22 protein-coding genes and 1 pseudogene are annotated in these 25,646 nt (G+C 56.5%); 12 read left to right on the top strand and 11 right to left on the bottom strand.

All coding sequences use genetic code 11. The annotated features are described in order from the left end of the window. Window positions 1-26: 26 nt before the first annotated feature. Together J3O30_RS32790 and J3O30_RS32785 are read right to left on the bottom strand one after the other, a co-directional pair. Window positions 27-1,232 (bottom strand): M24 family metallopeptidase, encoded by a 1,206-nt coding sequence (locus J3O30_RS32790; RefSeq protein ID WP_207585997.1) that lies wholly within the window; start codon window positions 1,230-1,232, stop codon window positions 27-29. Further along, a complete protein-coding gene (locus tag J3O30_RS32785) occupies window positions 1,232-2,194 on the bottom strand; it encodes a fumarylacetoacetate hydrolase family protein (protein WP_207585996.1) in 963 nt (320 codons plus the stop codon). The genes J3O30_RS32790 and J3O30_RS32785 overlap by 1 nt, the downstream gene beginning before the upstream one ends. Window positions 2,195-2,481: 287 nt before the next feature. On the opposite strand from J3O30_RS32785, the gene J3O30_RS32780 reads away from it, so the two are divergent. Beyond that, window positions 2,482-3,369: a VOC family protein gene (locus J3O30_RS32780; protein ID WP_207585995.1), complete on the top strand. Its 888-nt coding sequence runs from the start codon at window positions 2,482-2,484 to the stop codon at window positions 3,367-3,369. Between the two features lie 124 nt (window positions 3,370-3,493). Next, window positions 3,494-4,249 carry an FCD domain-containing protein gene (locus J3O30_RS32775; protein ID WP_207585994.1) on the top strand — a complete coding sequence of 252 codons (756 nt, stop codon included), beginning with the start codon at window positions 3,494-3,496 and terminating at the stop codon, window positions 4,247-4,249. Between the two features lie 358 nt (window positions 4,250-4,607). Here J3O30_RS32775 and J3O30_RS32770 read toward each other — a convergent pair whose 3' ends face one another. Next, window positions 4,608-5,981, bottom strand: a complete 1,374-nt coding sequence (locus J3O30_RS32770; protein ID WP_207585993.1) for an MFS transporter — start codon at window positions 5,979-5,981, stop codon at window positions 4,608-4,610. Between the two features lie 7 nt (window positions 5,982-5,988). Further along, the gene (locus J3O30_RS32765) at window positions 5,989-7,830 is read right to left on the bottom strand and encodes an ABC transporter ATP-binding protein (protein ID WP_207585992.1); all 1,842 of its coding nucleotides are present in this window, start codon (window positions 7,828-7,830) and stop codon (window positions 5,989-5,991) included. Between the two features lie 113 nt (window positions 7,831-7,943). Between J3O30_RS32765 and J3O30_RS32760 the strand changes: the two genes are divergently transcribed. Genes J3O30_RS32760 through J3O30_RS32740 form a run of 5 tightly spaced genes read left to right on the top strand, consistent with a single transcriptional unit; the run spans window position 7,944 to window position 13,569 of the window. Beyond that, window positions 7,944-9,302 (top strand): LLM class flavin-dependent oxidoreductase, encoded by a 1,359-nt coding sequence (locus J3O30_RS32760; protein WP_246762917.1) that lies wholly within the window; start codon window positions 7,944-7,946, stop codon window positions 9,300-9,302. A gap of 18 nt (window positions 9,303-9,320) precedes the next feature. Further along, on the top strand, window positions 9,321-10,100 hold the full coding sequence (locus tag J3O30_RS32755) for a DUF427 domain-containing protein (protein ID WP_207585991.1): 780 nt from the start codon (window positions 9,321-9,323) through the stop codon (window positions 10,098-10,100). A gap of 21 nt (window positions 10,101-10,121) precedes the next feature. Continuing rightward, window positions 10,122-11,765: an ABC transporter substrate-binding protein gene (locus tag J3O30_RS32750; protein WP_207585990.1), complete on the top strand. Its 1,644-nt coding sequence runs from the start codon at window positions 10,122-10,124 to the stop codon at window positions 11,763-11,765. 14 nt (window positions 11,766-11,779) lie between these two features. Further along, a complete protein-coding gene (locus J3O30_RS32745; protein ID WP_207585989.1) occupies window positions 11,780-12,739 on the top strand; it encodes an ABC transporter permease in 960 nt (319 codons plus the stop codon). Continuing rightward, entirely contained in the window at window positions 12,736-13,569 is an 834-nt protein-coding gene (locus J3O30_RS32740; protein WP_207585988.1) for an ABC transporter permease, read from the top strand. Before J3O30_RS32745 ends, J3O30_RS32740 begins: the two co-directional genes overlap by 4 nt. Before the next feature lie 78 nt (window positions 13,570-13,647). Here J3O30_RS32740 and J3O30_RS32735 read toward each other — a convergent pair whose 3' ends face one another. After that, the gene (locus J3O30_RS32735; protein WP_207586163.1) at window positions 13,648-14,457 is read right to left on the bottom strand and encodes a PhnD/SsuA/transferrin family substrate-binding protein; all 810 of its coding nucleotides are present in this window, start codon (window positions 14,455-14,457) and stop codon (window positions 13,648-13,650) included. Between the two features lie 202 nt (window positions 14,458-14,659). After that, window positions 14,660-15,586 carry a fatty acid desaturase gene (locus J3O30_RS32730; protein WP_207585987.1) on the bottom strand — a complete coding sequence of 309 codons (927 nt, stop codon included), beginning with the start codon at window positions 15,584-15,586 and terminating at the stop codon, window positions 14,660-14,662. Window positions 15,587-15,719: 133 nt separating this feature from the next. Here J3O30_RS32730 and J3O30_RS32725 point away from each other — a divergent pair. From J3O30_RS32725 to J3O30_RS32705, 5 genes and pseudogenes are all read left to right on the top strand, one after another. Next, a pseudogene (locus tag J3O30_RS32725) lies at window positions 15,720-15,920 on the top strand (transposase); the annotation flags it as partial. A gap of 899 nt (window positions 15,921-16,819) precedes the next feature. After that, window positions 16,820-17,614 carry an amino acid ABC transporter ATP-binding protein gene (locus tag J3O30_RS32720; RefSeq protein WP_281438276.1) on the top strand — a complete coding sequence of 265 codons (795 nt, stop codon included), beginning with the start codon at window positions 16,820-16,822 and terminating at the stop codon, window positions 17,612-17,614. A gap of 68 nt (window positions 17,615-17,682) precedes the next feature. After that, window positions 17,683-18,255 (top strand): amino acid ABC transporter permease, encoded by a 573-nt coding sequence (locus tag J3O30_RS32715; protein ID WP_348651600.1) that lies wholly within the window; start codon window positions 17,683-17,685, stop codon window positions 18,253-18,255. After that, window positions 18,252-18,911: an amino acid ABC transporter permease gene (locus J3O30_RS32710; RefSeq protein ID WP_207585985.1), complete on the top strand. Its 660-nt coding sequence runs from the start codon at window positions 18,252-18,254 to the stop codon at window positions 18,909-18,911. Before J3O30_RS32715 ends, J3O30_RS32710 begins: the two co-directional genes overlap by 4 nt. 291 nt (window positions 18,912-19,202) lie before the next feature. Continuing rightward, complete coding sequence (locus tag J3O30_RS32705) at window positions 19,203-19,808, top strand: TetR/AcrR family transcriptional regulator (protein WP_221166899.1); 606 nt, start codon at window positions 19,203-19,205, stop codon at window positions 19,806-19,808. 148 nt (window positions 19,809-19,956) lie between these two features. Here J3O30_RS32705 and J3O30_RS32700 read toward each other — a convergent pair whose 3' ends face one another. From J3O30_RS32700 to J3O30_RS32680, 5 genes are all read right to left on the bottom strand, one after another. Further along, window positions 19,957-20,430: a MaoC/PaaZ C-terminal domain-containing protein gene (locus J3O30_RS32700; RefSeq protein ID WP_207585984.1), complete on the bottom strand. Its 474-nt coding sequence runs from the start codon at window positions 20,428-20,430 to the stop codon at window positions 19,957-19,959. An 83-nt stretch (window positions 20,431-20,513) separates the two neighbouring features. Further along, entirely contained in the window at window positions 20,514-21,950 is a 1,437-nt protein-coding gene (locus J3O30_RS32695) for an amidase (protein WP_207585983.1), read from the bottom strand. Between the two features lie 32 nt (window positions 21,951-21,982). After that, complete coding sequence (locus J3O30_RS32690; RefSeq protein ID WP_246762916.1) at window positions 21,983-23,506, bottom strand: class I adenylate-forming enzyme family protein; 1,524 nt, start codon at window positions 23,504-23,506, stop codon at window positions 21,983-21,985. 121 nt (window positions 23,507-23,627) lie between these two features. Further along, window positions 23,628-24,455 carry a polysaccharide deacetylase gene (locus J3O30_RS32685; RefSeq protein ID WP_207585981.1) on the bottom strand — a complete coding sequence of 276 codons (828 nt, stop codon included), beginning with the start codon at window positions 24,453-24,455 and terminating at the stop codon, window positions 23,628-23,630. Next, a complete protein-coding gene (locus J3O30_RS32680; RefSeq protein WP_207585980.1) occupies window positions 24,452-25,633 on the bottom strand; it encodes an acyl-CoA dehydrogenase family protein in 1,182 nt (393 codons plus the stop codon). Before J3O30_RS32680 ends, J3O30_RS32685 begins: the two co-directional genes overlap by 4 nt. Between the last annotated feature and the right edge of the window lie 13 nt (window positions 25,634-25,646).

The raw sequence follows: 25,646 nt of genomic DNA, 5'->3' as shown, positions 1-25,646 counted from the left end.
CCGGTACTTAAGATAGATGAATACGGTTAGAGTTCGAAAATTTCCTTCGGTGTCGCATGGAGGAAGTTCGCGCCGCGCTGATCGCCGACGATCACGTTGTCGCAGACTGTCGCAAAAACCTGCCCTCCCACAAAACAGGGGTGAACGGCGAGGTTCATGCCGGACGCAAGCTTCATTGTTTCGTCCGCGCGTATGAAAGGCCTTTCGACGGCGTCATAGCCTTGTCCATGCGAATGGATACGACGTTCGGGTTCACTCCCATGGCTTGCCATGAAATCGTTATGAGCGACCCAAATCTCGACTGGATCTGCACCCGGAACAAGCCGTCGCGCCGTCAGCCTCTGAGCCTCAAGGCAAATCTCGTGAGCCTCCCTCGTTCGGCCATCGACTTTCCCGAATGCGATCAGCCTTCCAAGTTCGGTCCACTCCCCGCCGAGCCCGTTGCTTTCCAAAAGCACGTTGATGTGGTCACCGCGCTCCATCAAGCGACCCTGAACTGCCCGATATCCGAAGAGTGATGGGCTGCCGGGAGGGGCTGAAGTGGCGATATAGACCCCGCGATCGGCTCCCAGAAGCTGCAACTGGTAGTCCAGAAAGGCGTTGATCTCAAAATCACGCTTGCCTGGCGTGATCCAGTTCAGCAACTTGGAGAAGACCTGGTCCTGGATCGCAGCAGTACCGCGAATGAGTTCGATCTCTTCAGCGCTTTTGCATGCCTTCACATGATCGAAGAAGTCCGTCTCATCGGTAAAAGCAACCGCACCGTCCAGCGCGTCATTTAGGCCTGAGACAAAGCCGTGAGGAATTGCGCCTGAATTGACGAGACCGACCTTTTTGTAGTCCCGCCCCCGCAATACGCCGGCTGCCGCGCGCGCCGTGAGCCCTGCGGTGAAGTGCCCACCATGCAATGCCCAGGTGGTGATCAGCTCACCGACGCCCGGCCGATTGACGTCCGACCCGCCAAGCTGTCGGGATTGGCCCTCGGGTCCATGATCGATCATCGTCATCAAATCATCGACGTGAAAGATGATGGTGCGAGGGTACCCGGGCGGCACATCGGTCAGCCAGCGGACATTTCCTCCAATCTTCTCTTCGTAGCCTTGAACGATCAGCGCCTGTAGACCCTGTTGGCGCAAATGATCGCGTACCAGGTTCCAGCGCCGCTGAAGCTCTTCGTCCGAAACCCGCCAGATCCTCGTCGAACCCCCGGCATTGATCGCCTGTTGCCGCATTACCACTGCCCCACGATGTTGCGGAGCGGTTCCATCGCCCCAAGGCCTACCTCGACCACATCTCCCGGCTTCAGCCAGGAGGCACCATCCTTGCCATCCTCCAGTGCAACACCAGCACCCGTTCCGGAGGCCAACATATCGCCTGGACGCAGGGTGATGCCCTTGGAGAGGTATGAAAGGGCATCGTTGAAGCTGTAGATCATCTCGGAAAGATGCCAGTCTTGGCGCAGCACGCCGTTGACGCGCAACGTGCAGCGCAGCGTTTCCGCATCCGCCCCCTCGTCAACCACGACCCAGGGACCACACGACTTTCCGGTATCAAAATTCTTTGGCATGTTGAACGAAAACGGACCAAAATCGGCCTGTGGCGCGAGCCCAAGATGCGTATCGCGCACGCCGAAGTCGTTGAAGGCGGTGTATCCCCAGATGTCGACAGAATCGAGGTACCTGCCGCCTTGCTTGACGAAAACGGCGCATTCGGCCTCGTAATCGAATTTGAGGCTGCCGGTCGGAGGAGCAACCACGGCGCCCGGCCCAACAACGGTCGATGGCCAAACCGTAAAGCCAAACGGTGGACGACCGCTTCGCTTGGCGGCGGCTGCCTGATCCGCGGTCAGATCAAGATCGGCCATCGCCTTGAAGGCGCGAATAATATGATCGACGGTATTGCTTCCCAAGGCGTAGATATTGTTAGTCGGTGACGCGACCGGAGCCTCGAGCGCCACGTCACCAAGATCACGCAGGACATAGGTGTTGCCGTCAGAGACAATCGCGGAGCGTTCAAGCGCCTGGAACGCATCGCGGAGGTCGTCCCAATTCCCGATCATCTCTACCCAGGACTGAAAACCCTTCTCAGCTAGAACCGAACGGATCCTGCTGGCAGCGCCGGCCTCCTTCCTCGCAAAGATGGACAGATTGTCGAAGACATCGAGTACCTTCGTCGCTTCAGAGCCGATGACCAAGCCCGTCCTACCGCCGGAATGCCTGACGAACCTCATACTTTTCTCCTCCAAAAAAAGATCGACACGTTTGCGATGTCTATGTGGGCGTCGTTAGGTCCGGTACGCCGATCGCAAGAACTGCTTGATGTCGAAAAACTGACATAAGCATGTTTTGTCGTCAATAACTATTTTTGTCGATAAAATAATTGACGAGAGTTTCGCGTTGGCGTTTGATGCCGATCAGCGCATCGTCGCCTATGGACGACCTTGGCGCCCAGATGAAACCGCTTGCGGGAGGAGAAAGAGAAATGAGCGTTCGAGCATACAGGTTGGGGTTTTTGGGATTGAACACGCCGGACGTCTCGGCGATGAAAGATCATTATGATCGTGTCCTCGGATTGCCGATTGCCGGCATCTCATCGGAAGCGGCTTATCTCGCCTGTGGCATCGGCAGCCATGCCCTTGGCATCCACGCAAGCCCTGCCAAAGGCTACCGCCACGTCGGGCTCCAGGTAACAGCTGATGACAGTCTGGCGGCAGAGGCCAAAAGCCTTTCAGGCGACGGCTTCAAGGCAGAGCTCGTCAGCGACGCGTTTCCCGGCGTCAGGCAAGCGATCTCGCTTCAAGACCCTGACGGGTTCCTTCTCTATCTCTATGACGAGGAGGACCAAAATCACCGTCCTTACGCAAGCCACGGCGTGCGGCCGGACAAGATCGGTCATGTAGCCACCTTTTGCACCGACTATCGCAGACAAGAGCAATTTTTCGGAGATGCCCTCGGATTCAAGAGCTCGGACTGGATCGAGGATGTATTCGTGTTCATGCGATGCAATGCCGATCACCATGTGCTGAATTTTTTGAACTCGGACCGTCCAGGTCTGTTTCATTTCGCTTTCGAGCTCCGTGACTGGAACCATATCGGTCGGGCTTGCGAAATCCTCGGAGAAAACCGCCAACGCGTCATCTGGGGCCCTGGCCGCCACGGCGCTGGCCACAACATATTCACCTATCACCGCGATCCTGACGGCAATATCGTCGAGCTCTTTTGCGATCTCGACCGCATGTCCAACGACGCCCAGGGCTACTGGGATCCTCGACCTCATCACAAGGATTGCCCGCAATATCCGAAAAGATGGACCTTTGCCGAATCGCACATCTGGGGGCCGGACCTGCCGCATGACTTCATCGCCAAGTGATTGATTGTGCATTCCGACCGATATTTCTGAACCGTTTGCCGGTTTAATGTCCAACGGCTATATATCGGAAATTGACGGCCGGTCGGAGAAACGGCCAACCGAATTGGAGAGGTTGAGAACAGGAATGGCGGCACGCCCGACAACGAAACCGTCTCCGGCTTTCGTCATCGAAACAGAAGACGATAATCCGACCCCAAGCTTGACGTCGGTTGCCACAGCCGCCATTCGCAAGGATATCCTTCTTGCGCGGCTGAAACCGGGTAAGCGGCTTGGTGTCGTAGCCTTGAAAGCCCAATACAATTGCGGTGGCGCCTCTATTCGTGAAGCCCTTTCGAGACTTATCTCGGAAGGGCTTGTCGTTGCGACGGATCACAAAGGATTTCGCGTTTCGCATGTGTCGCGTTCTGATCTCATTGATCTGACCATCACTCGTGGGGAAATCGATGGCCTTGCGTTGAGCAAATCGATCGAAAATGGTGACGTTGCCTGGGAGGGCCGTATTGTTTCGGCATTTCACCAGCTGTCCAAACTGCAGCCGCACGCCATGAACATTATTGATGCGGAAAAACTCCACTGGGACGAGGTGCATAATTCGTTCCATTTCGCCTTGGTGTCTGCATGCGGGTCGCCGCGCCTACTGTCGCTGCGCAATACGCTGCTTGATCACGCGGAGCGTTATCGAAACCTGTCGGGGTTGATTGCCGGTGTCAACAAACGAGACACAATGAAGGAACACAAGGATCTGATGGACGCCGCTCTTGCGCGAAACGCCGAGGCAGCATCCAGGCTGATCGCGGAACACTACTGGCGTACCTGCCAGCTGCTTTTGGAGGCAATCGATAGCCCCGGGTCAAAAGAGCGATCGTTCTTCGGTCAGTAAGCGCCTACGTTATCTATGGCCGCCACCCCAAGCTCGATCAATCCACCTATACAGACGATGGAATATCCCGGATAATATCGACGTCGTCGAAGCATGAAGCGCTGACAATTTTCGAGCACGTGATTGCCGTGCCAAATCTCGTTGGAAATGCCCGGGGAACTTCTCAGTGGAAATCAACACAGATGCAGCAAAACGACGACGACCCCGCTCGTCCAGAACTGGGCTGAGCGTCTCATAGCACAAATTGATGCGGCCAAATAAATCACCCCATCAAGCTATAAAGTAACGCAAGAAAAGGGAATCCCTCCGCCAGACATTATACGATTCAGCTATTTATCGATGCTTCCTTAGTACCCGATCACTTCCCGCTTTCGCTTGGTAGATTGGTGATCGTCAAGCCAGCTATTGCCGCACTTAGAACCGCTGCCAATGCCGCTGCCGACATCACTGCGACATACGCGTTTGCCACATGATCGGCCGTGAGCGCAATTCCGTTGTCGTCGCCAAAAGCTATCCCAAGCGTTGCGACCGCAAGCAGGCCGCCACATCGCGCGGCCGCATTGCTTATCCCGGAAGCGGCACCACTCTTTTCGTCTGGTGCGGCGTCAAGCACGGCAGTCGTCAACGCCGGGACCACGAGCGTCATCCCAACTGATATCAACACCAGTCCTGGAAGGAAGGCCCGTGCATAACCAGCGAAACCCAAACTGGTTGCCAGAATCGCAAAACCCCCTGCCGTGATCAACGGGCCGATGATGAGCGGCCCCCTACTCCCGATTCGCCCGATCATATTTCCGGCCAATCGCGAGCCCAGTCCGAGAATAACGGACAGGGGAAGCATCGCAAGCCCAACTTGCGCTGGACTGAAATTGTGGACCCTTATGAGAGCGTAGGGCAGGAGAAAGATCGCCCCGCTCAAAGCACCATAAAGCGTTACGGTGAGAATATTTGTTCCGGCAAAAGTTCTGTTTCGAAATAGCTCCAGCGGGAGCATCGGATTGTCGATTTTATGCTCGATCACGATGAACACAATGCCCGCAAGAAACGCCGCGACAATGTAAACCCAACCTACAAAATCGCCTCGGCCCAGGGTAATCAATCCATACGTCAGCAATCCCAAGGTAGCCGTTGCCAACGCCGCACCGGAAAAATCGATCGAAGACGTCGAAACTTTGCGCTCGCGGGATGAAATGAAAAAGCAAAGGGCCAACGCGATCGCGGCGATCGGGATGTTGATAAAAAATATCGACCGCCAGCCTGCAATCCCGACCAACCATCCGCCGACCGGCGGCCCGGCTGCCATCAGAGCCCCGCCGGCAGCTGCCCAGGTCCCGACCGCCTTGCCGCGCTCTTCCCTTCGATAAGACATACTGAGGAGAGCCAGACTCGATGGCATCAAAAATGCAGCCGCTGCGCCCTGCAAGACGCGGGCAATAATCAAAACCGTTATAGATGGCGCGAAGCCACAGGCGATGGAGGCGATCGCGAACAAGCAAAGGCCGACAACGAAAATGCGAAGCACTCCGTATCTATCTCCTACGGTGCCCCCGAGGAGAACCAGGCTTGAGAGCGTCAGTAGGTACCCATTCGTCACCCACTGGATCGAGCTGAGAGTAACCTGGAGGTTGTCTTGCATTGTCGGCAAAGCGACATTGACGACCGAGCTGTCGATGAAGCCCAGCCCGCTGCCCAGCACGGTGACCGGCAGAACCCATTTGATGGACTTAACCACGCGCTTCCTAGATGTTGAAGGGGATCTTCCCAATCGGTGATCGACGGGCAGGTAGCAACTCACGCGCCCCGCGCCAGCAACTGATGCTATGTGTCGATCCGAATTTTTGCTCTTGTGGTGTTTCGGCGAAACATTGATCTGAAACAAGCTGGCAGTCTTTTGCAAATACGCAGCCTCTATCCTGATGGGAGGAGACGTCGTCTGAAACAGCGCGTGCCAATCCCTGTGGACGCAGGAGGCTTTGCGTATATGGGTGATTGGGACCTTCGAATATCTCATCGGCCGTTCCCATCTCGACGAGCCGACCACGAAACAACACGCCGATCCTGTCTGCCATATACCGGATAACCTTCAGATCATGGCTGACGAGCAGATAGGCAGTTTGGTTCTGATTTTGCAGGTCGTTGAGCAGGTTAAGCACCGTTGCCTGCACGGATACGTCGAGTGCGGATGTGGGTTCGTCTAATATGACGATCTTAGGTTGAGCCGCGAACGCGCGGGCGATCGCTATTCGTTGCCGTTGCCCACCCGACAGCATTTTCGGCAGTCGGGCGACAACTTCGCTAGGCATCCGAACGGAGGATATGAGTGAGCCGATTTTTTCGGCGATCTCTGCGCGGCTGACGCGGGTGAGCCTTTTCATTGGTCCCGCTAGGATCCTTCTGATGCGATGTCGGGGATTAAGGGTCATGTCTGGAGACTGGAAGACCAACTGCAACGCTGCTCGATGGTCCTTCGTTCGGCGTTCGACCGTTTTAGCCGTCTCAGCACCGAATATACTGACAGCGCCCTGGTCCGGACGTTGTAGCCCCGCGATGATCCGCGCCAATGTAGACTTGCCGGATCCCGACTCGCCGATGAGACCAAATGTTTCGCCGGCTGCAATGTCAAGATTGATGCCGCTCAGGACGCGGTGCTTACCGAAGCTGTGGGAAATGTCGGCACATCGAAGTGCTACATTCAAACCGTCGTCCCTCTGATCTTCAGCGGCCCTGTGCTGGCGTCGGGAATCGAATGGCTGCACTGTCGATACTCCCAGCAGGCCGTCTCGTTTTGTGAAGCCATCTCGGGGACTGCTCAAAATCAGGTCGCGCGTATAGCCATGGGAGGGATGGTGTAATACCGACGAAATGGAGCCGGTCTCCACTATCGATCCGGAATTCATGACGGCAACGCGCTCGCATGTCGCCGCGATCAGATCGACATCATGGCTAATGATCAAGAAGCTGGTACGCTGATCCCGCCTGAGCTCGTTGAGCAGGCTGACAATCTCCGCCTTCACATTGGCGTCCAATGCCGTCGTTGGCTCATCAAGCACGATCAACGCTGGATTTGCCAGCAGCGCCATCGCCAGGACCACCCGTTGTTGCATTCCGCCGGACAGTTCATGCGGATAAGAACTGAGAACTCTATCCACCCTTCTGACCCGCACGCGATCCAGGATATCGGTCGCCTTCCGCTGTGCGTCGCTGACTGAGGTCCCCCTCAGCTGCTCCGTCACTTGGCGAGCAATCGTCATCGAAGGATTGAGAGCGCTCCCCGGGTGCTGATAGACAGCCGAAAGCTTTTTCCGGCGAACTTCGCGAAGCTGTGCGGCGGACAGATCTCTGAGATCGCGCCCTTCCAAAAACATCTTTTTCGCTTCAAGCGAGGCTGTCTTTGGCAGGTACTGTAACACACTGAGCGCAACCGAACTTTTCCCTGAGCCGGATTCTCCGAGCAAGCCAAAGGCTTCGCCGCGATCAATCGTGAAGGAGATGTCATCAACCGCTCTGACGGTCTCCCGACCTCGGTAAAACACTGAGAGCGCCGAGACCTCCAAAACACGATCTCTGGGCAAAAATTCCATCTGTGAGCTCCAGAACAAAAATCTATGGTTTTACTAGACTAAGAATTTAGCAGACGCTAGCCGTCAATGTCAGGAGATGAAATCGCTCATTAAGGCGATCACGAGGAATAACCGTGCCACGTAAAAACATGATTCTAAGCGCGTTCTTTTTCAATCCGCAGGGCGATCATCGCATGTCGTGGCGGCATCCACAGGCCCCGACGTATGAGGTTTTCGACTTCGATTTTTATCGAGGCTTGCTGGAAGAAGCTGAGCGAGCAAAGCTGGACACATTGTTCGTTGCCGATCACGTAGCGATCTGGGACTCCGTCCAAAGTGGGGTAGCTCACTATGCGAACGCCCGCCTGGAACCGATTACACTTCTGTCAGCGCTGGCTGCGGTGACGAAGAATATTGGTCTTATTTCGACAGCATCGAGTTCCTATAGCGAACCCTACAACATCGCTCGGATGTTCGCGTCGCTCGACCATATCAGCAAAGGCCGCGCTTCCTGGAATGTCGTGACCTCTGCAATGGACGAGGAAGCGCAAAACTTTGGGAGGGACGGTAATATTGACCATGCGCACCGGTATGAACGCGCCGCCGAATATCTCGACATCGTCAAGGCTCTTTGGGACAGCTGGGAAGATGACGCTATTCTGCTGGACAAGGAGTCTGGGATTTATGCCAACACCACCCGCGTTCATCCCCTTAATCACAGGGGTGAGCATTTCAGTGTCCGTGGTCCGCTGAATGTTCCCCGACCGCCCCAGGGTCATCCCATCATCGTCCAGGCTGGCTCCTCCGAGGACGGCAAAAACTTCGCCACGAAGCACGCCGATCTCCATTTCGCAATCGTGCGGGACAAGGAAGAGGGTCTCCGCTATCGCGAGGACATCAACGCCCGACTGAGGAAGTTTGGCCGTCACCCCGATAGCTTCAAAATCTTGCCTGGCGTGATGCCGGTCGTTGCTTCTTCCGTTTCCGAAGCCGAAGAGCGGCAAGAATATTTGCAAACGTTGATGCCAGTTCAGGTCGGCCTCGATCTCCTGTCCAGCTGGAGCGGTGTTGATGTTTCTGCTTACCCACTTGATGGCCCGCTTCCGCCGTTGCCGGAAGAAGCCGGATACAATGGCGGCCACACGGCTCTCAATCGCGTCAAAGTCTGGGGTCAACAAAACCTGACGCTGGGTGAAATTGCACGCAAGCTGGCAAATTCCGGCGCCGTGCCGACCGTGGCAGGAACCGCGTCACAAGTCGCGGATCAACTGGAAGACCTTTACACGTCTGGAGCAGCCGATGGGTTCAACCTGATGTTCCCTCTCCTCCCCGACGATTGGTTCAACTTTACCCAGCAGGTCGTGCCGGAACTGCAAAAACGCCGCTTGTTCAGGACCGAATACGAACCCGGCACCTTCCGCGATCGGTTGGGACTCGAAAAGCCTACCAACCGGTTCGCTGCGACACCATCCATCTCCCGCGCCGCCTCTTGATCCAGGAAAGGTCATCCCATGAGCAATGGAGCGATAAAATTGCAGCCGCGCGAACCAAACACGCCTGTGTTGACGAACGTCCTGCACAGCCCGAAACGCGTCCGGGTTAAATTTGCTGGCGAGACGGTGGCTGACAGTCGGGAAGCTCTGATCCTCAGAAGCAATCAGTTTTTGCCGATCTATTTTTTCCCGAAATCGTCGGTCAGGACCGGTCTGCTTGATACGGAGCCAACCCGTTCGAAGCATGAACTGGGATTTGAAGTTTTGAACTGGGGATTGACGATCGGGGATCGGACATCTTTGGAAGCAGCATGGTCGCCTGTGGAAATTGATGACCCGGCGCTGCAGATCCTGAAAGACCATATAGCGTTCCGCTGGAAGAGCGTGGACCAGTGGTTCGAAGAAGACGAAGAGATTTTCGTCCACCCTCGCGACCCTTACGCCCGCGTAGACACAATATCCAGCTCGAGCCATTTGCAGGTCAAGCTCAATGGCGAGGTCATCGCGGACACGACAAATGCTGTCTTCCTTTTCGAGACGCACCTTCCAACCCGCTACTACATCCCGCCGTCGGATATCCGGATGGATACGCTGACAGTGTCCTCCAGCACGTCGCGCTGCCCCTATAAGGGGATCGCATCCTATTGGTCTTATTCCCCTGAAATCGGTGAGGATGGGGCAGATGTCGCCTGGAGCTACGAGGCCCCGCTTCCCGAAATTCCGAAGATCAAGGGTCTGATCGCCTTTTACCCACAGGCGGTCGACGAAATCCGCGTCGACGGCAAACCAGTTTCCTGATTTTTTAGAGAGAGCCAAACAATGACAAGCCGAGACGACCTCAATGGCATACGCAATATGTCTGGTGACCTGTGGAACGTAGCCGTCGATGAACACCAGGCAGGTTTCCTGTCCAGACGTGATCTATTCAAATATGCCTCACTGCTGGGCCTGACCGGCCTCGCCGCGTCGCAAGGCTTGGGCATGCCGTCGTCGGCACGAGCCGCGACAGGAAAGCCAGGCGGGAAAATTCGGGTGGCTTTGGATCAGCCGACCGGCGCTATCGATCCCGTGTCGGTCACCGACCCAGCGAGCATCGGTGTTATCAGCCAAGTCGGCGAGTATCTGCTCTTTGACGACTCCGAGCATGGCCTCCAACCGTCGTTGGCCGTGTCCTGGTCCGGCAATGACGATGCCACCGAATGGACATTCAAGCTTCGCTCCGGCGTTAAGTTTCACGACGGCCAGGTTCTGTCTGCGAAGGACGTCGTTGCCACGTTCGAACGACTGGTCAACCCATCTTCGGGATCTTCCGCGCTTTCAGCGTACAAAGGCTTGATCCTTCCGGGCTCGATCAAGGCGAAGGATGATTTGACGGTCTCCTTCACATTGGCTCAGCCTAACAGCAACTTCCCCTTCTACGTCTCGTCGGACGTCTTCAATGCGATCATCCTGCCTGCGGACTACAAAGGCGACTTCCAGAACCACTTCAATGCAACGGGCCCATTCAAGTTGCAGTCTTTCCGCCCCAAGCAGGGCGCAACTTTCGTCCGCAATCCCGACTACTGGGGAGAAAAAGCCCTTCCTGATCAAGTCGACATCAAGTTCTTCGATGATCCACAGGCGCAGCTCCTCGCGTTGCAGGCCGGTCAGGTGGACGTCATCCCCGAAACGTCGCGAACGATCCTGGCCGTAGAGAAGAACCCTGCGTTCAAGATCATCAGCGTCCAAGCAAGCACGCACGAAGAGTTGCATCTTCGCGTCGACCAGTCGCCCTTCCAGGACAAACGCGTCCGCCAGGCCTTGGCGCTGACGATCGACCGTGATGCCTTGGTCAAGGGCCTCTTCAAAGGCAGAGCGATTGTCGGCAACGACACACCCTTTGCTCCGATTTTTCCATCGTCCGACCCATCGGTGCCCCAGCGTAAGCAGGACATCGCTCAGGCCAAAAAGCTTCTTGCAGAAGCTGGCGTGCCGAACGGCTTCGAGGTCACCCTGACGACGGAACGCGCTTACAGCATTCCTGACTATGCAGTTCTCGTTCAAAATTTCGCGAAACAGGTCGGAATTGCGATCAAACTGAACATCCTGCCGCAGGACGCCTATTATGGTGCCGCGACCTTCGGGAATTCGAACTGGCTTGACTCCACACTGGGTATCACCGACTACGGTCATCGAGGCACGCCCGACATTTTCCTGAACGCCACCCTCAAGAGCGATGGCGCCTGGAATGCAGCTCACTTCAAGAATCCACAGTACGACGGGCTTCTGCTCGATTATAGCAAGGCACGAGACCTTCAAAGCCAGCGTCTAGCTGCCGGAAAAATTCAGAACATCCTCCTCGATGAGACTCCGGTGATCATCCCTTACTTCTCTCAGTACAGCCGCATCACCAGCGCCAAGGTACAGGGGGTCAGATTTACGGCAATCTCGCAACTCCTTCTGGACAAAGCCTCATTCGTCTGACCGGGCACAAAAATATGAATGTCATAGTCAAAGTTGCTGCCCGGCTTGGCCTTCTGGGCCTAACGCTTTGGCTGGTCAGCGTCATTGTCTTTATGTGCGGGCAGATCCTTCCCGGTGATGTGGGAAGGGTCATGCTCGGACCTTTTGCTGACGCTGATGCGGTTGCGGCTTTGAACCACAGACTTGGAACCGATCAACCGGCTCTGCTGCAATACATACGTTGGCTCGGTCACGCTCTCAGAGGTGACTTTGGGCTGTCGCTGTCATTCCAGTCAGACGCAGGCCCACTCATCGTCTACAGCCTTGGCCATTCTGCGTTGCTTGCGGCGATCATCATGGCTTTGCTTCTGCCACTCGGCATAGGCGGTGGGGTTCTCTGCGGTCTGAGACCAGGTTCTTTGGTCGACCGGAGCATCCTTTTCTTTGGCATCGCCATTGCGACCGTGCCGGACTTCGTGTCAGGCCTACTTCTGATGATGGTCTTCGGTCTTTGGGTGGGATGGTTGCCGTTGTCAGGCTCGGCTCCGGAAGGCTCCAATCTTCTACAGGAGCTTCAGTATCTAATTCTGCCAGCCCTGCCCCTGGTTTTAAATCTTTCCTGCTATGTCGCTCGAACGACGCGTGCAGGTTTCATCGAAGCGTCTGCTGCCGACTACACTCGAACAGCTGTCCTTAAGGGCCTCACCAGACGAACGGTCATCACCCGGCATATTTTGCGCAATGCCCTGGTGCCGACCGTTGCCGTAATAGCAACACAGACCGGCTATCTTTTCGGCGGTCTGGTCGTCATCGAAACGCTCTTCGGTATCCAGGGTCTTGGCAATCTCATACTGAGTGCTGCAAAGGCCAGAGACTTTCCTTTGCTCGAAGGTGGTGTCCTGGCGATGGCGACAATTTATGTCTTGGCTGCAGCGTTAGGCGACTTGCTTCAGACGCTGCTGGACCCTCGCCAGAGAGTAAGGACAGGACGATGAGGGCTATCGCGGCCAATCTACGCCTCAGCGGCTGGAGGCAAATGAACTGGGCATCGACTATCGGCGTCACTATCCTGGCGTTCTGGATCGGCTGCGCTCTCTTCGGCGCCTGGCTTGTGCCGTTTGACCCAATGGCCGATGACATACTCACGGGTCTGTCACCGCCTGACGTTGTGCATTGGTTTGGGACCGATCAGCTGGGCCGCGACGTCTTTTCCCGGATTCTCGTCGGATCGCGTGACATTCTTATGGTCGCCCCCGTAGCGACGGCGCTTGGCGTGGCGCTTGGAACGGTCGTTGGAATGCTGATCGGCTACTTTGGCGGAATTCTCGACATGATCGCCGGCAGGCTTCTCGATGCATTCATGTCACTACCGTTTGTCGTCTTGGTGACGATGGCGATCGTCGCTCTCGGACCAGCGAATTCTACCGTCATCGTTGTGATTGGCCTCGCCTATACCCCGCTTGTCGCGAAAACTGTTAGGGCCGCCACCAGAGAACAACTAGCACGGGACTACGTCCAGGCGGCGCGGCTGTCTGGCCAAAGCGGCTTCGGCATCGTGTTCTTCGAAATTCTTCCGAACATCCGCGACACTGTCTTAATCGAATTTACGTTAAGACTAGGCTTTGCATTCTTTTCGGTGGCCACACTTAGTTTCCTAGGCTTAGGCATACAACCACCGTCTGCCGACTGGGGCTTGTCAATCGCCGACAGCTACGGCTTTCTGACCAGTGGGTATTGGTGGATCGTTGCCTTCAACTCTGCTGCTATTGTATCCTTGGTCGCAAGCGTAAATCTTATCTCCAAGGCCTTTGCCTCGGATGTCTGATATCAGAAACATCCCGCCACAATTGGCATCCATGGCGGATGGCCGTTCGGTCGCCTGCCATTTTCCGTTGACTGCTCCTCAGGCGATAACGGAATAGTTCAGGTCATGCGCATCACGCTCAAGATCGGCCAAAGGCTGATAGTCGGTATCGGAAAGGACCTCAAAGCCTTTAAGGGAAAGCGCATCACGCGCCTTAGCAAGCGCCGGCTCCGCAGCAGCCCTTTCGAGCGCGCGGCAGAGAACACCGACTTCCGCGTCCGTAGCGCTCGCGCGGGTGATGAACGGCAGTCCCGGCCCCTTGACAGTCTCGGCCAGCACCCGCACGCCGGAGAGCCGTTCCGGGTCGAAACGCAGCGTATTTCCGTAGGTGACGCAATCGATCGCCGCCACATCCGCGATGCCGGACGCAACGGCGTCGATGCTGTTGCGATGTCCGCCGGTTTCGACGACCGAGGAGAAGAACCGGCCGTCTCTGGAAAGCGGCGCGACCGACGCACGCAGCAGGTTGACGCCGGAATTGCTGTCCGGCTCGTTGATCGCCGCCTTGGCGCCGCGCAGGTCTTCGAGCGAACGCGCGTCCGCGTCCCGGCCAACGATGATAAAACTGCATTTGTCGGGACCGTCACAGCCGGGGTGGCCATAGATTGGCGTTGCCACCAGCCGGACCTTGCCGCGCAGATGTTTTACGTAGGGATAGCCACAGGTCTGGGCCAGCAACAAGTCGGGATGACGCCAGGCCTCATCGTATCGCACCTGCTCGTCCAAAGCCTCCGGAACGTCTTCGACCCCCTCGTCGCGCAGCGTGTTCCGAAGGAAGCTCCAGAACATGGTGGTGGCTTCGGCAACTGGGGGTGGGCTGATGTACATCGCGAGGCTTGCAAGGCGCATTTCAAACTCTTTTCGTTTCAGAACAGTAGCTAAAATTAGATAAGGAATGGAACTGGTTGGGTTCGGCGTCATCGGGCAAGAACAGATGCGCTGCTAGGCAGCGCTCGTCTGCCAAAGAATCCTAACGGTCTTGACGCTTCAGACGCCAGCAACGCAGCACGGATGGTCGTTCAGCATTAGGGAAAGTATCGAGCTGATCCCCTTACGAGTGACGAGGATGCGTCGGATCGTCGTGGGGTTTCAGAAAAAACCGGCGAGCGATCTCCCAATATCCGTCATAGACAAGCCCGCCATTCGACCGGATGAGCTCTTCTCGATTGCGACGATACACCTTCGGCAAACGATACCACGGTACGCCGGGACGGCGATGGTGAAGGACGTGCAGGTTGTTGTAGAGAAACAATAGGCCGAAGAGATAACTGTTCTCGACAATAGCCGTGCGCTCCTCGTGGCTGTCCGCATAGCGGTGCTCAGCATAGGATCTGAGCCGCGTCATTGCCGCGCCGACATAGACGAAGCCGAAAAGATAAAGCCAAATTGGTATGCCGCAAATCGCCGTTACCCAGAAGACGACAACGGCGACACCGATTCCATGGACCGCCCAGATGCGGCGGCGTCCCGGCTCGTTCGCACGGACCAAGCGCCATTCCTGCGCAAGAAAGCTCAGGATCATCACTGCTGGCCCGAGCGTCAGCCTGCCAAACAACGTGGTATTCCAGAGAGCTAAAAGCCTGCCCGCCGCCCCCAGCTGCTCCCAAGCGGCGCGCGTGAAATAAGAGGATTCCGGATCTTCGATTGGATCCGTCAGATGTTCGTCGCGGTGATGCTCAAGGTGACTTTCCTTGTAGATCGCAAAGGGAAGCCAGAGCGACAGCGGCACCGCCCCAATAGCGTCATTCACCCGATCAAACCTGGTCGGGTGGCCGTGTATGACCTCATGTTGCAGCGAGCCGTGCCAGGCGATGAGCCATCCGCCGGTGAAGATGACAAGCGCTGGCGGCAGCGATTGCCACCAATAGGTCACGGCGAGAAACCCGCCATATATGGCTATTGAAAGCACGACGGTCGGCCACTCCGTCAAGCGCGCGGAAAACCGGCTTCCGGTCACGGCATCAGATTTATCGAGCATGCGTATGATTCCCCATCAACTCCGACAGAATATTCGTAGCCAAGGAAATTGACTAACTAAATCGATCTCTTTTGTAGAGTATTGAAGGAAAAACTGTCCCTGCCAAGGCCGCTGGCCGATCGGAAATAGCAATAGCGGCAGCACGAAAGTAGCAACAGTTACGATCAAAAAGATGGCTCGGCTCTGGGCAATTGAAGAGAAAGTGCGTGGACAGAGCCCGGATGGGCGCCGTGCGGCGCGCCACGAGGCCTCGACCGCGATTGTCGCAGATCTCTACAAACTCTGGCAGGACACGCTGCAGCGCATCTCCGGCAAATCCAAACTCGCAATTGCGAGTCCGAATGGCGTGAACCGAACGAATCGCACGATGCAGTACTATCCACCCGAAATACCTACACGATCTCACGTTACCTTGATCCCGATGAATTGATCGGCCATCAATGGCATTCCTCGATACTTAACAGATAGTTGAGGGAACGGTGACATTGGCCGAGGCGAAGCTTGGCCTTGACTGCAGGTCATTGACCTGAGCTGCACCGCAATGCCGGAAGAAATACCTCCAGTGAGCCAAGGGCAAAGAAGCTTAATTCGAGCAGCTGCTGCGCGAGTAGGCCATCCGCGATGTCACGGAACGTTTAGGGATCTGGCACATTTCTCCGCATCAGAAATTGTCTACGAGGTCCTCCAAGTCTTCCAACCACGTGGCTATATCCATAGCCTTTGCGGGAGGACGCTGATTATTGTGCGCGATGTCGTTCCGAATACCGTAATCGCTGTCCAGGCTCGCTCTAATTTTCTCGTTTCCATGAAAGATGATGTCGAGCTGCTTACGCTGGGGGAGGCCATTCATATTTTGGGGAGCATGAGGGTTCATGGGGCAACAGGTAACGGAAGTGAATTCAATGCAGCGAAAGGAGCCCTGATGTCTTCCGCTCGAAGGCCTAGTATCTCTCAGTAGCCTCTGAGCGCCCCACAACTCCTTATGCTCCCCCTTTTGACTGTCGAGAATGCGACAGAGTATTTTGGAAAATGTGCGTTGCAAACCCTAGCTGGATATGTATTTATACTCGTACGTCAGTTTTTAAAACTCTCCGATCAGAAAAGAATAATCGGGACGAATGGGGAGTGACTGAAGGGAGTTGAACTTTGTCCGAAATCATCCGCCTCGAAGGCAGTTCCCGCTCTCGTGGATCAGATCAGCCAGGGCCTAATCGAAACCGGCAGGTCGAAAGAATGTCCTCGATGAATGAGCAATCCCGGACCGAGCAATCGCAACAGGCAGAGGAAATCCTTCGTGTTTCGAACGTCGAAAAGTCCTTTGGAACACATCGGGTCCTGGAAGATATTAACTTTACCATGAAGACGGGTGAGGTCGTTGCCATCATCGGGCCGAGTGGCTCTGGCAAAAGCACGCTTCTACGATGCCTCAATCAGCTCGAGCCGCCGACACAGGGCTCGATCCGCATCGCCGGCATCAGCGTTGATGCCAAGCGTCCTGCCACGAAAAAGCAACTGACCGAACTTCGGCGCGCCGCCGGCATGGTATTTCAATCGTTCAATCTTTTCCCGCACATGTCGGTGCTGGCCAATGTCAGCCTGCCGCAGCAGCGTGTGCTCGGCCGTAGCAAGGCCGAAGCCGACAGGCGCTCGCTTGCCCTTCTCAAACGTGTCGGGCTGGAGAACAAAGGCGATCAGTATCCCGTGCGGTGTTCGGGTGGTCAGCAGCAGCGTATCGCGATTGCGCGCGCGCTTGCTCTCGACCCGAAAATCATGCTGTTCGACGAGCCGACCTCCGCACTCGACCCGGAACTCGGTCTGGAAGTCCTCGCCGTCATGAAGGAGCTTGCCGAGGGTGGAATGACCATGATCGTCGTCACCCACGAGATGCACTTCGCGGAAACCGTCTCCGATCGTGTGATCATCATGGCCGATGGCCGCATCCTCGAAGAGGGTCCGAGCGAATCGCTAATGCGCAACCCTCAGACGGAGCGGGCGCAACGCTTTCTACAGGCGGTCAAGAACCGATGAACGCAGAATCATTCGCTATCATTTTGAGTGGCATTCCCTGGACGATCGCCATCACGATCGGGGCGTTCGTGTTCGGAGCGCTGCTTGGGCTCCCACTCTGTGCCATGAAAGTGTCGCGGTCGTGGTTGCTTCGCGCGCTTGCAACTGCACTCATTTTGACCTTTCGGTCGATTCCGCCCATCGTATGCCTGTTCTTCCTCTATTTCGGAATTGGCTCTGGATACCTTCAGGTCGGCCCGGTCGAGTCTGCGATCGTTGCGCTGGGCGTCATCACTGGCGCGAACATGGCCGAGATCTATCGCGGCGCGTTGAAGAGCATCCATGTCGGGCAGTGGGAAGCCTCACGCGCGCTGAACATGCCGGGTTGGTCGGTATTTTTCGACATCATGGCCCCACAGCTGATCCGGGTCATCCTTCCGTCAGCGACGAGCTACATTATTGGGCTCCTGAAGGATTCAGCCATTGCCTCGACGGTCGGCGTCACAGAAGTCGCCTTCCAGGCCAGTTTCGTGTCGCGCCGCAATTTCGAAGGTCTCGAGGTCTTTGCGGTCGCCGGCCTGCTTTACATTCTCATCAGTCTGCCTGTTGCGGCTCTCGCCCGCTACAGTGACGGCGTCATGCGTGCAAAGGTGGCCCGATGAGCGATCTTATCGATTTCTGGCAAGAAAACCTGCCAACGATGGTCGACGGGCTTCTTGTGAGCCTTGAGGTGACGGGGGTCGCCCTGTTCATCGGCATTCCGCTGGGATTAATACTGGCATTGGGCGTTCAGGCAAAATCAATGTTCGCTCGCGCGATATCGATTTTCGTGGTCGAGATCGGCCGCGGTGCACCAGCACTCATCCTGCTGCAATTTGCCTATTACGGCCTTCCAAGCACTGGTATCAGTCTGACATCCTTTGCCGCTGCCGCCGCTGCCTTATCCTGGACGACCGCGGCCTATACCAGCGAGATCATTCGGGCCGGACTGCAGGCCGTTCCCCACGGCCAGAAGGAAGCCGCCGTGGCCGTGGGTTTCACATCACTCGATGCGCTTCGCTATGTGATCGTCCCGCAAGGACTTCGCGTAGCGGCCCCTGCCCTGCTGGGCTTTGCGATACTTATGCTCCAGGCCACGTCGCTTTGCTTTGCGATCGCTCTGCCGGAACTGCTGTCGCAGGCCTATATGATCGGCACCACCACGTTCCAGTATCTGCCGATCCTTCTACTTGCGGGCCTGCTTTATGCGTCCATCTGTATTCCGGCAACAATTCTCGTGTCGTCGCTTGAAAGGCGGCTTGGCCGGCATACGGCCTAGACCCTGGGAACCTCCACTCGAGGTGGCCTTCGCTTCTCGGCGACGAGTCCAAACGGGCTCCAAGACCGCCGGGATATCGAATATGTTGCTTTTGCGTTCGTTGCCACATGCAATCCGCCCAATTTTTAATCCGATCAGTCCGAATCAATTGACTGATTGGTCAAAAATTTTGTAAGTTTGCGTTGCGCTAAGTGGTCAATCACGCCACTGCCGCGACTGCCGGAATCAAGCCAACCCATCCGAAACCATTTGAGCTGGCGACGATCGTTAGACATTGAGCACGAGGCAAAGATGAATTTGAAAGTGCGGGAAGAGCTGAAGGCGAAAAAGCAAGCCTATGTTCAGGAGGAAATCCTGACTGCTGCTGCTACACTTTTTGCGGAGACCGGCATTCGCGCTGTCACCATCGACGATATCGCAAAAAGCCTGGGCTACACAAAGTCCGTCGTCTACTATTATTTCAAGAACAAGAATCAGGTCCTGTGGGAGATCTTCCAGCGTATCCATGAAGCCTGGTGGCAGGATATGGTCGCCATCATCGAGACGGACTTGCCCGCTGACGAGCTTCTGGGTGCAATGATCCGCAAACATGCGCTGAACGTCATGGGTCGCGCGGCCTGGACTGCGATCTATTTCCGTGATCAGGGTGAACTGACCGATGATCAGCAGAAAATCATCGTCAAGCGCAAGCGGGAATATGACCAGCTTTTCAAGAACGCTTACGTCAAAGGCGTGGAAGCAGGCATCTTCCGCGACATCCCGACCTATCTGATCGTCAGTTCGATCATCGGCATGTGCAATTTCACGCACGCATGGTTCAAGCCGAAGGGACAGCTTTCACCGAACGACATCGCCAACCATTATGTCGAGATCATTCTAAACGGCTGCAAGGCGTAGCAGCCAATCCAACTAGCCAAGCTTTGTTCAACGCCCTGAAGCAGCATATCTTTGGCCGGCCCGCGTCACTGCATATGCTTGGGTTCTGATGGCTCACAATCGAACAGGCTCCGCTTCGAACGACGAAAGCGGAGCCTCGATTGTCAGATCAAGCAGCAGCCTTTGAGTGGAACATGACCTTCCACTCGCCTTCTTGGCAAACGGTGCCTTCCTGATTGCGGACCTCGACCCAGAAGTTGACGATGCCACGCGCCGGGTTGCTGGTGGCGCGAACGCCGGCGACCTTTTGATAGACATGAATGGTGTCACCGATCTTGACGGGAGCCTTTAGGTTCCAGGTCATGCCGAGGAAGGCGATTGCGGTTCCTTCCTTCAAGCCCAGACGAAATTCAAGGCCGGTCGCGATCGCGAAGACTGCGGGCCCATGCAGAATGCGTGTGCCGAACGGTGTTGTCTTTGCAAATTCCTCGTCTGTGTGGACCGGGTTAAAGTCACCCGTCATACCCGCGAACATGACGATGTCGGCTTCGGTAATCGTGCGACGCGGCGTGATCCAGTTCTGATCGACCTCGAAATCATCGAAGAATTTTGCGTTCGGCCCTACCTTGAGTTCGCCAGTCATAACCTCTCCTTAAGATTAGAATACTTGTTAGTCTTTTTTTCGACCTATTGGTCAAAATAGTCAAGCTATTGTTCTGATTTGGTTTATGAAACCCGACCTCGATAGCGATCTATCCAGGGCGCGGCCTCTTCCAGCCGGGCCGAGAGGCGAAGGAGCTCGGATTCCTTGCCGAAATGACCGATGAACTGGATGCCGACAGGAATACCGTCCTCTGTCCAGTATAGAGGAACATTGGTGGCCGGCTGACCGGAGGCGTTGATGATCGCCAGGAACGTCGTGTATTCACCGACACGGTTGCGGAACGTCCTGAAGTCGCTCTCCATCGTCATTATGCCGAGCTTGGCGGGAAGTTGCGTCAGCGTCGGCGACAATACGAAATCGTAACAGGACATGTAGACTTCCATTTGCCGGGCAAGCGCATGAAAGCGGTTGATGGCAAGCGCGTATGTCTCCGCGCTCAAGGTGGTGCCGATGTCGTAGGCGTCGACGATCGCCGGCTCAAGCTTTTCGCGCCAGGCCGCGTCCGGGCTCGACCGCAGCTTGCCGTTGACGGTCAATGTAACACTTGCGGCAAGGACGTCCTGATGGGCGCGAAGAAAGCTCTTGTATTTGAGATCCGGAAGCGGAGCCGACACCACCTCGTGCCCCATGGACGCCAAGAGCCGGGCGGCTTGATCGACGGCCGCAATGCATTCATTCGCGACGGGGATGTCGTCGAAAGCTTGCGTCCACGTGGCGATCCTCAGCGGCCGGTCGAACGCGACATCAAGCAGGTCCAGATACTTTCCCGGAACCTTCGGGGCAGCATAGGGTGCGCCGATCTCCATACCAACAATGCCGTCCAAAGCGGCTGCTGTATCGCGCACCGTCCTGGTCAGGACGCCGTCGGCAGCAAGGCCGCCCCAGGCCTCCCCGCGGGATGGTCCGAGCGGCACCAGCCCGCGTGACGGCTTCAGACCAAAGACACCGCAGCAGGCGGCAGGAATGCGGATCGAACCGCCCCCGTCACTGCCATGGGCGATCGGAACAACACCCGTGCTGACTGCGACCGCAGCACCACCGCTCGATCCACCCGCCGACCGCGTCTTGTCCCAGGGGTTGAGCGTGGGACCCGAGTTCTGCACGGCCTCCGTTGTCGGCGCCATGCAGAATTCCGGAACTGTCGTGCGGCCGAAGGAGATAAACCCATCGGAAATGAACCGCTCGTTCAGCGTCGCGTTGATCGGTGATTTGAGCCCAGCAAACAGGCGGGAGCCGACACTGGACGGCAAGGTCGTCGAAGCAAGCCCGGAATCCTTCAACAGGAACGGCAGGGCACCAAACTGCCCCCTAAGCTCGGACGTTTCCGCCTGAGCTAAGGCTTCTTCCGGCCTGACATAGCAAAGCGCATTAAACTCGTTGTCGCAGTCTTCGGCCAGGACCAGCGCACAGCGCATCAGTTCTGCAGAAGAGACTTGCCGGGAATGAAGCAAAGAGGCAAGGCTCAGGCCATCAAGGGATCGATATTGCGAACGGTCCATCGCATCACTCCAAGAGGTTGATCACTGGCTAGTCAGCGAGCTGCCAAAAGCGGCTCGAAACGCTCTTTCAGAAGCTTCTTGTCGGTCTTTCCAGTCTTTCCCTGGGGCAGGACTGGCTCGAAGAAGATCGTGCGTGGCACTTTGAAGTCGGACAAAGTGGCTTCGACATGCGCAATGAGCTCGTCCTGCGTCACCTCCGATCCGTGACGGCGCACGACAATTGCGACTGGGATCTCCCCGAAGATGCGGTCAGTTGCGCCAATGACGGCCGCATCCTGGACACCTGGATGAGCGATCAATACCTTTTCGACCTCGGAGGGCGAGATATTCGCCCCGCCGCGAATGATGATCTCCTTAATGCGGCCGGTGATGTAGAAGAAGCCGTCTTCGTCGCGCTTGACGAGATCCCCTGTTCTAAAGAGGCCATCGGTCATAGAGGCCTGCGTCATCTCAGGATTTTTCAAATACCGCTTCATCGTGGCGGCTGCCTGTACAAGGAGCTCGCCGTCCTCATCCACGGCGCACTCGCTTCCATCTGAGCGAATAATCTTGACGATCGCGCCGGGCGCCGCCCGACCGATCGAGCCATCAGGGAGAGCGTGTGCGTCATCAAAATACCGTCCGAAGACCGGGGTGCATTCGGTCAGCGCGTAGTAATTTTCCAGCGATCTCGCAAACTTGCCCTCGAAACGGCGGGCCATTTCGTCCGAGAGGGGGGCGCCGGCGCAGATCAATTTGCGCACGCTGCTCAGATCGAACTTGAGATCACGTTGCTCGCAATATTCAAGCATCATGGAAAACATAGTCGGCACACCGTGGAATACCGAAACCTTGTGTTCGATGAAGGCTTCCAGGACGTCGCGCGGGTGGAAGCGGCGAAGAATGATTACCGTCCCGCCTGCCTGCAGTCCCGCTGCAGCGGCGGTCGAGAGTCCATACAGATAGCCGAGCGGCAGCGCGACAAGCGTCCTGTCGGCCGACGTCACGCCCCATAGCCTTGCCAGGGCGATCGGGCAATTGATCTGCGCCTTGTGATCAAGAATGATTGCTTTCGGCGCTCCTGTTGAGCCGGACGTGTAAATGATCAGGAAGTCGTCGTCCGGCTCGACCGATGGCGCGGCGATTTCCGTTGCGGGCAGAACGTTTCCTAACCGGCTCATGGGGACGAGCGCCTCTGCAGCGACTGCGCCCTTGGCGGTATCGGCGACCAAGTCGTCGTAGAACAGGATTTTTGCGTCGCTGTGTCGGAAGCTGTATTTGACTTCGCTTTGCGTCAGGTTTGGATTGAGCGGCACGAAGATTGCTCCCAATCTGGCCGCAGCATAGTAACAATAAATCAGCTCAGGGCGGTTTTGCGCAAATGCGGCAACGGTTTCGCCTTTGCCTATACCAAGCGCCAGCAGATGGCGCGCCGTGTTGTCGACCTTCTCGAGCAATTGCCGGTAGCTCAGGGACTGATCTTCAAAAATAACAGCCACCTTGTCAGGGTTTGTCCGAACCGAAGCCTCAAGGGCTGCAAAGACGGATGGAAATGGCGCTGCGGAATTGTCTGTCACGTTCAAACCCTCGTTTGCGATAACGGCCATATCGCTTTTTGTCACTGGCCCTGAGGACCTGTCAGAAGAAAGACTGTCCCGTCGCGCCCAATTCGGCGGGCGCAACTGGCCCTTAGGCAGGCTAATGAGATCGCACCCGCCAATGTCGGGCCGCATCTGCAACCGTCGAGAACGTCGTGCCCGATGTCGATTTCATGTGGTCTATCAGGCGCGACAGCATTGCCATGCGCGGGCCGCGGCCGATGATTTCGGGATGCATGGTCAAGGTGAATACCGAACCTTCGATCGTGGCCGAGAAATCGAATTCTTCGCGCCAGAGCTCGTAGACCTCAGCCGGGGTTCGCATGCCGAGATAGAGCGGCTTGTTCAAAAACATGAAGTGCGGAAAGTCGTCGAGCTCCCAGGCAACCGGAATCTCGACCACCTTGGACGCTGGACCTGCCTGGTATGCTTCTTCCGAGACTTGAAAGCCTCTCGAGGCCCAATATGGCTTGTAGTCGTCGGCCATCAGGCTGCTGTCGTAGACAATGCCCCGCTCTTCGAGCAGCGCGATCGAATTCTCCGACAGATCCCAGGCGGGCGAGCGGTATCCGACCGGCGTAAAATCCTGGCCGAGCGCATTGCGTAGTTTGGCGATCGCTTTATCCAGGAGGGATGCCTCATCGGTCTTACTCAAGCCAACCGGCGTTTCGTGACAGTATCCGTGGATCCCGATCTCATGGCCGTCGTCCAGAATGCGCCTCGTCTCGGCGTTGAACGAGACCGCAGTGTGTGCCGGCACGAAAAAGGTTGCCTTCACGCCCTTTTCCAACAGGAGCGCCAAGACCCTGGGCAACCCGACCCTCGGGGCAAACTCGCCGCGAGACATCGGATTGGCCGTGGTCTGCTTCAGCGAACTGATCCATAGCGAGACTGCATCGAAATCGAAGGTGAGGCAAACGGTGGTCATGGCACAAGTCCGAGATAGGTCTGCTCTTCGTCGCCATTGATGCGGCGAGAGATGACGATCCGGTTGATGTCGTTCGTGCCTTCCCCGATCGTATAAAGTAACGCCTCGCGGTAAAGCCTTTCGACTGCATATTCCTGGATGTAGCCGGCGCCCCCGTGAACCTTGACGGCGTCGTGAACGATCTCCACCGCCGCGTCGCTGGCGTACATTTTCGCCATTGCGCTGATCATGTCGCAACGCCCGCCGCGTTCCTTCATCCAGGCTGCTTCCATGGTGATCAAACGCGCGGTCACGAGTTTCGTCGCCATGTCCGCCAGCTTGAACTGGATTGCCTGGTGCTTGTCGATCGTCACACCGAAGGTGACGCGCTCCGATGCGTAGCGCTTTGCTTCAGAGAGTGAATTTGCAGCAAGACCGACCGCGCTGATGGCAATCGCAATCCGGCCGATCTCAAGAGAATCGAACAATTGATGGAAACCCTTGCCTTCGGCAGCACCGAGCAGGTTCGCTTTGGGAACGGCGACGTTGTCCATTTCGATTTGCACGGTATCGACCAAGCCAAAGGCCATCTTGTGGAACGTTGTGGTCACGGTCACGCCGGCGGCGGCTTTATCGACGAGAAGCAGGCTGAACTTCTGTTTTGCCTCCGGGCTCTCCTTTGGATGCTTGACCAGCGTCAGCAGGAGCGTCGCCTTGTCGCCATTTGTAACGTAGGTTTTGCTCGCCGTCAGATCGTAGGCCCCTCCCCGGTCGACCGCGTTCGCGCGAATGGCCTGGAGATCAGATCCGCAGCCCGGTTCGGTCAAGCAAAGCGAGCCCCTGAAATCGCCCGTCGCTAGACCCGGTAGGTATTTTTCCTTTTGCTCGCCGGTTCCGTGCGACGCTATCGCATAGGCCACTGTCGAATGGCTGTTGATATAGGCTGCAAGTGTGGTCCAGCCGCGCGCGACAATCTCCATAACGGCGGCAAAGACCGGAACCCTGAGGCCGAGGCCCCCAAACTCTTCTGGAACCGCGATCCCGAAGAGACCAAGCTCTTTCATCTCCTCGACAATGGCCTGCGGGTAGATGCCGTCTCTCTCAAAGACCATGACATCTGGCCGGACGCGCTCTTCGATGAACCGCTCCACGGTGGAGACGATTTCGTTTTCTTCGGGCGTAAATTGCTCGTAGTTCATCTGCCGTCCACTG

It is taken from the genome of Rhizobium sp. NZLR1, assembly GCF_017357385.1.
In the GTDB taxonomy this organism is placed as follows: Bacteria; Pseudomonadota; Alphaproteobacteria; order Rhizobiales; family Rhizobiaceae; genus Rhizobium.
Note: the sequence above shows the minus strand (reverse complement) of the source record. Positions and strands in the feature narration are given on the sequence as shown.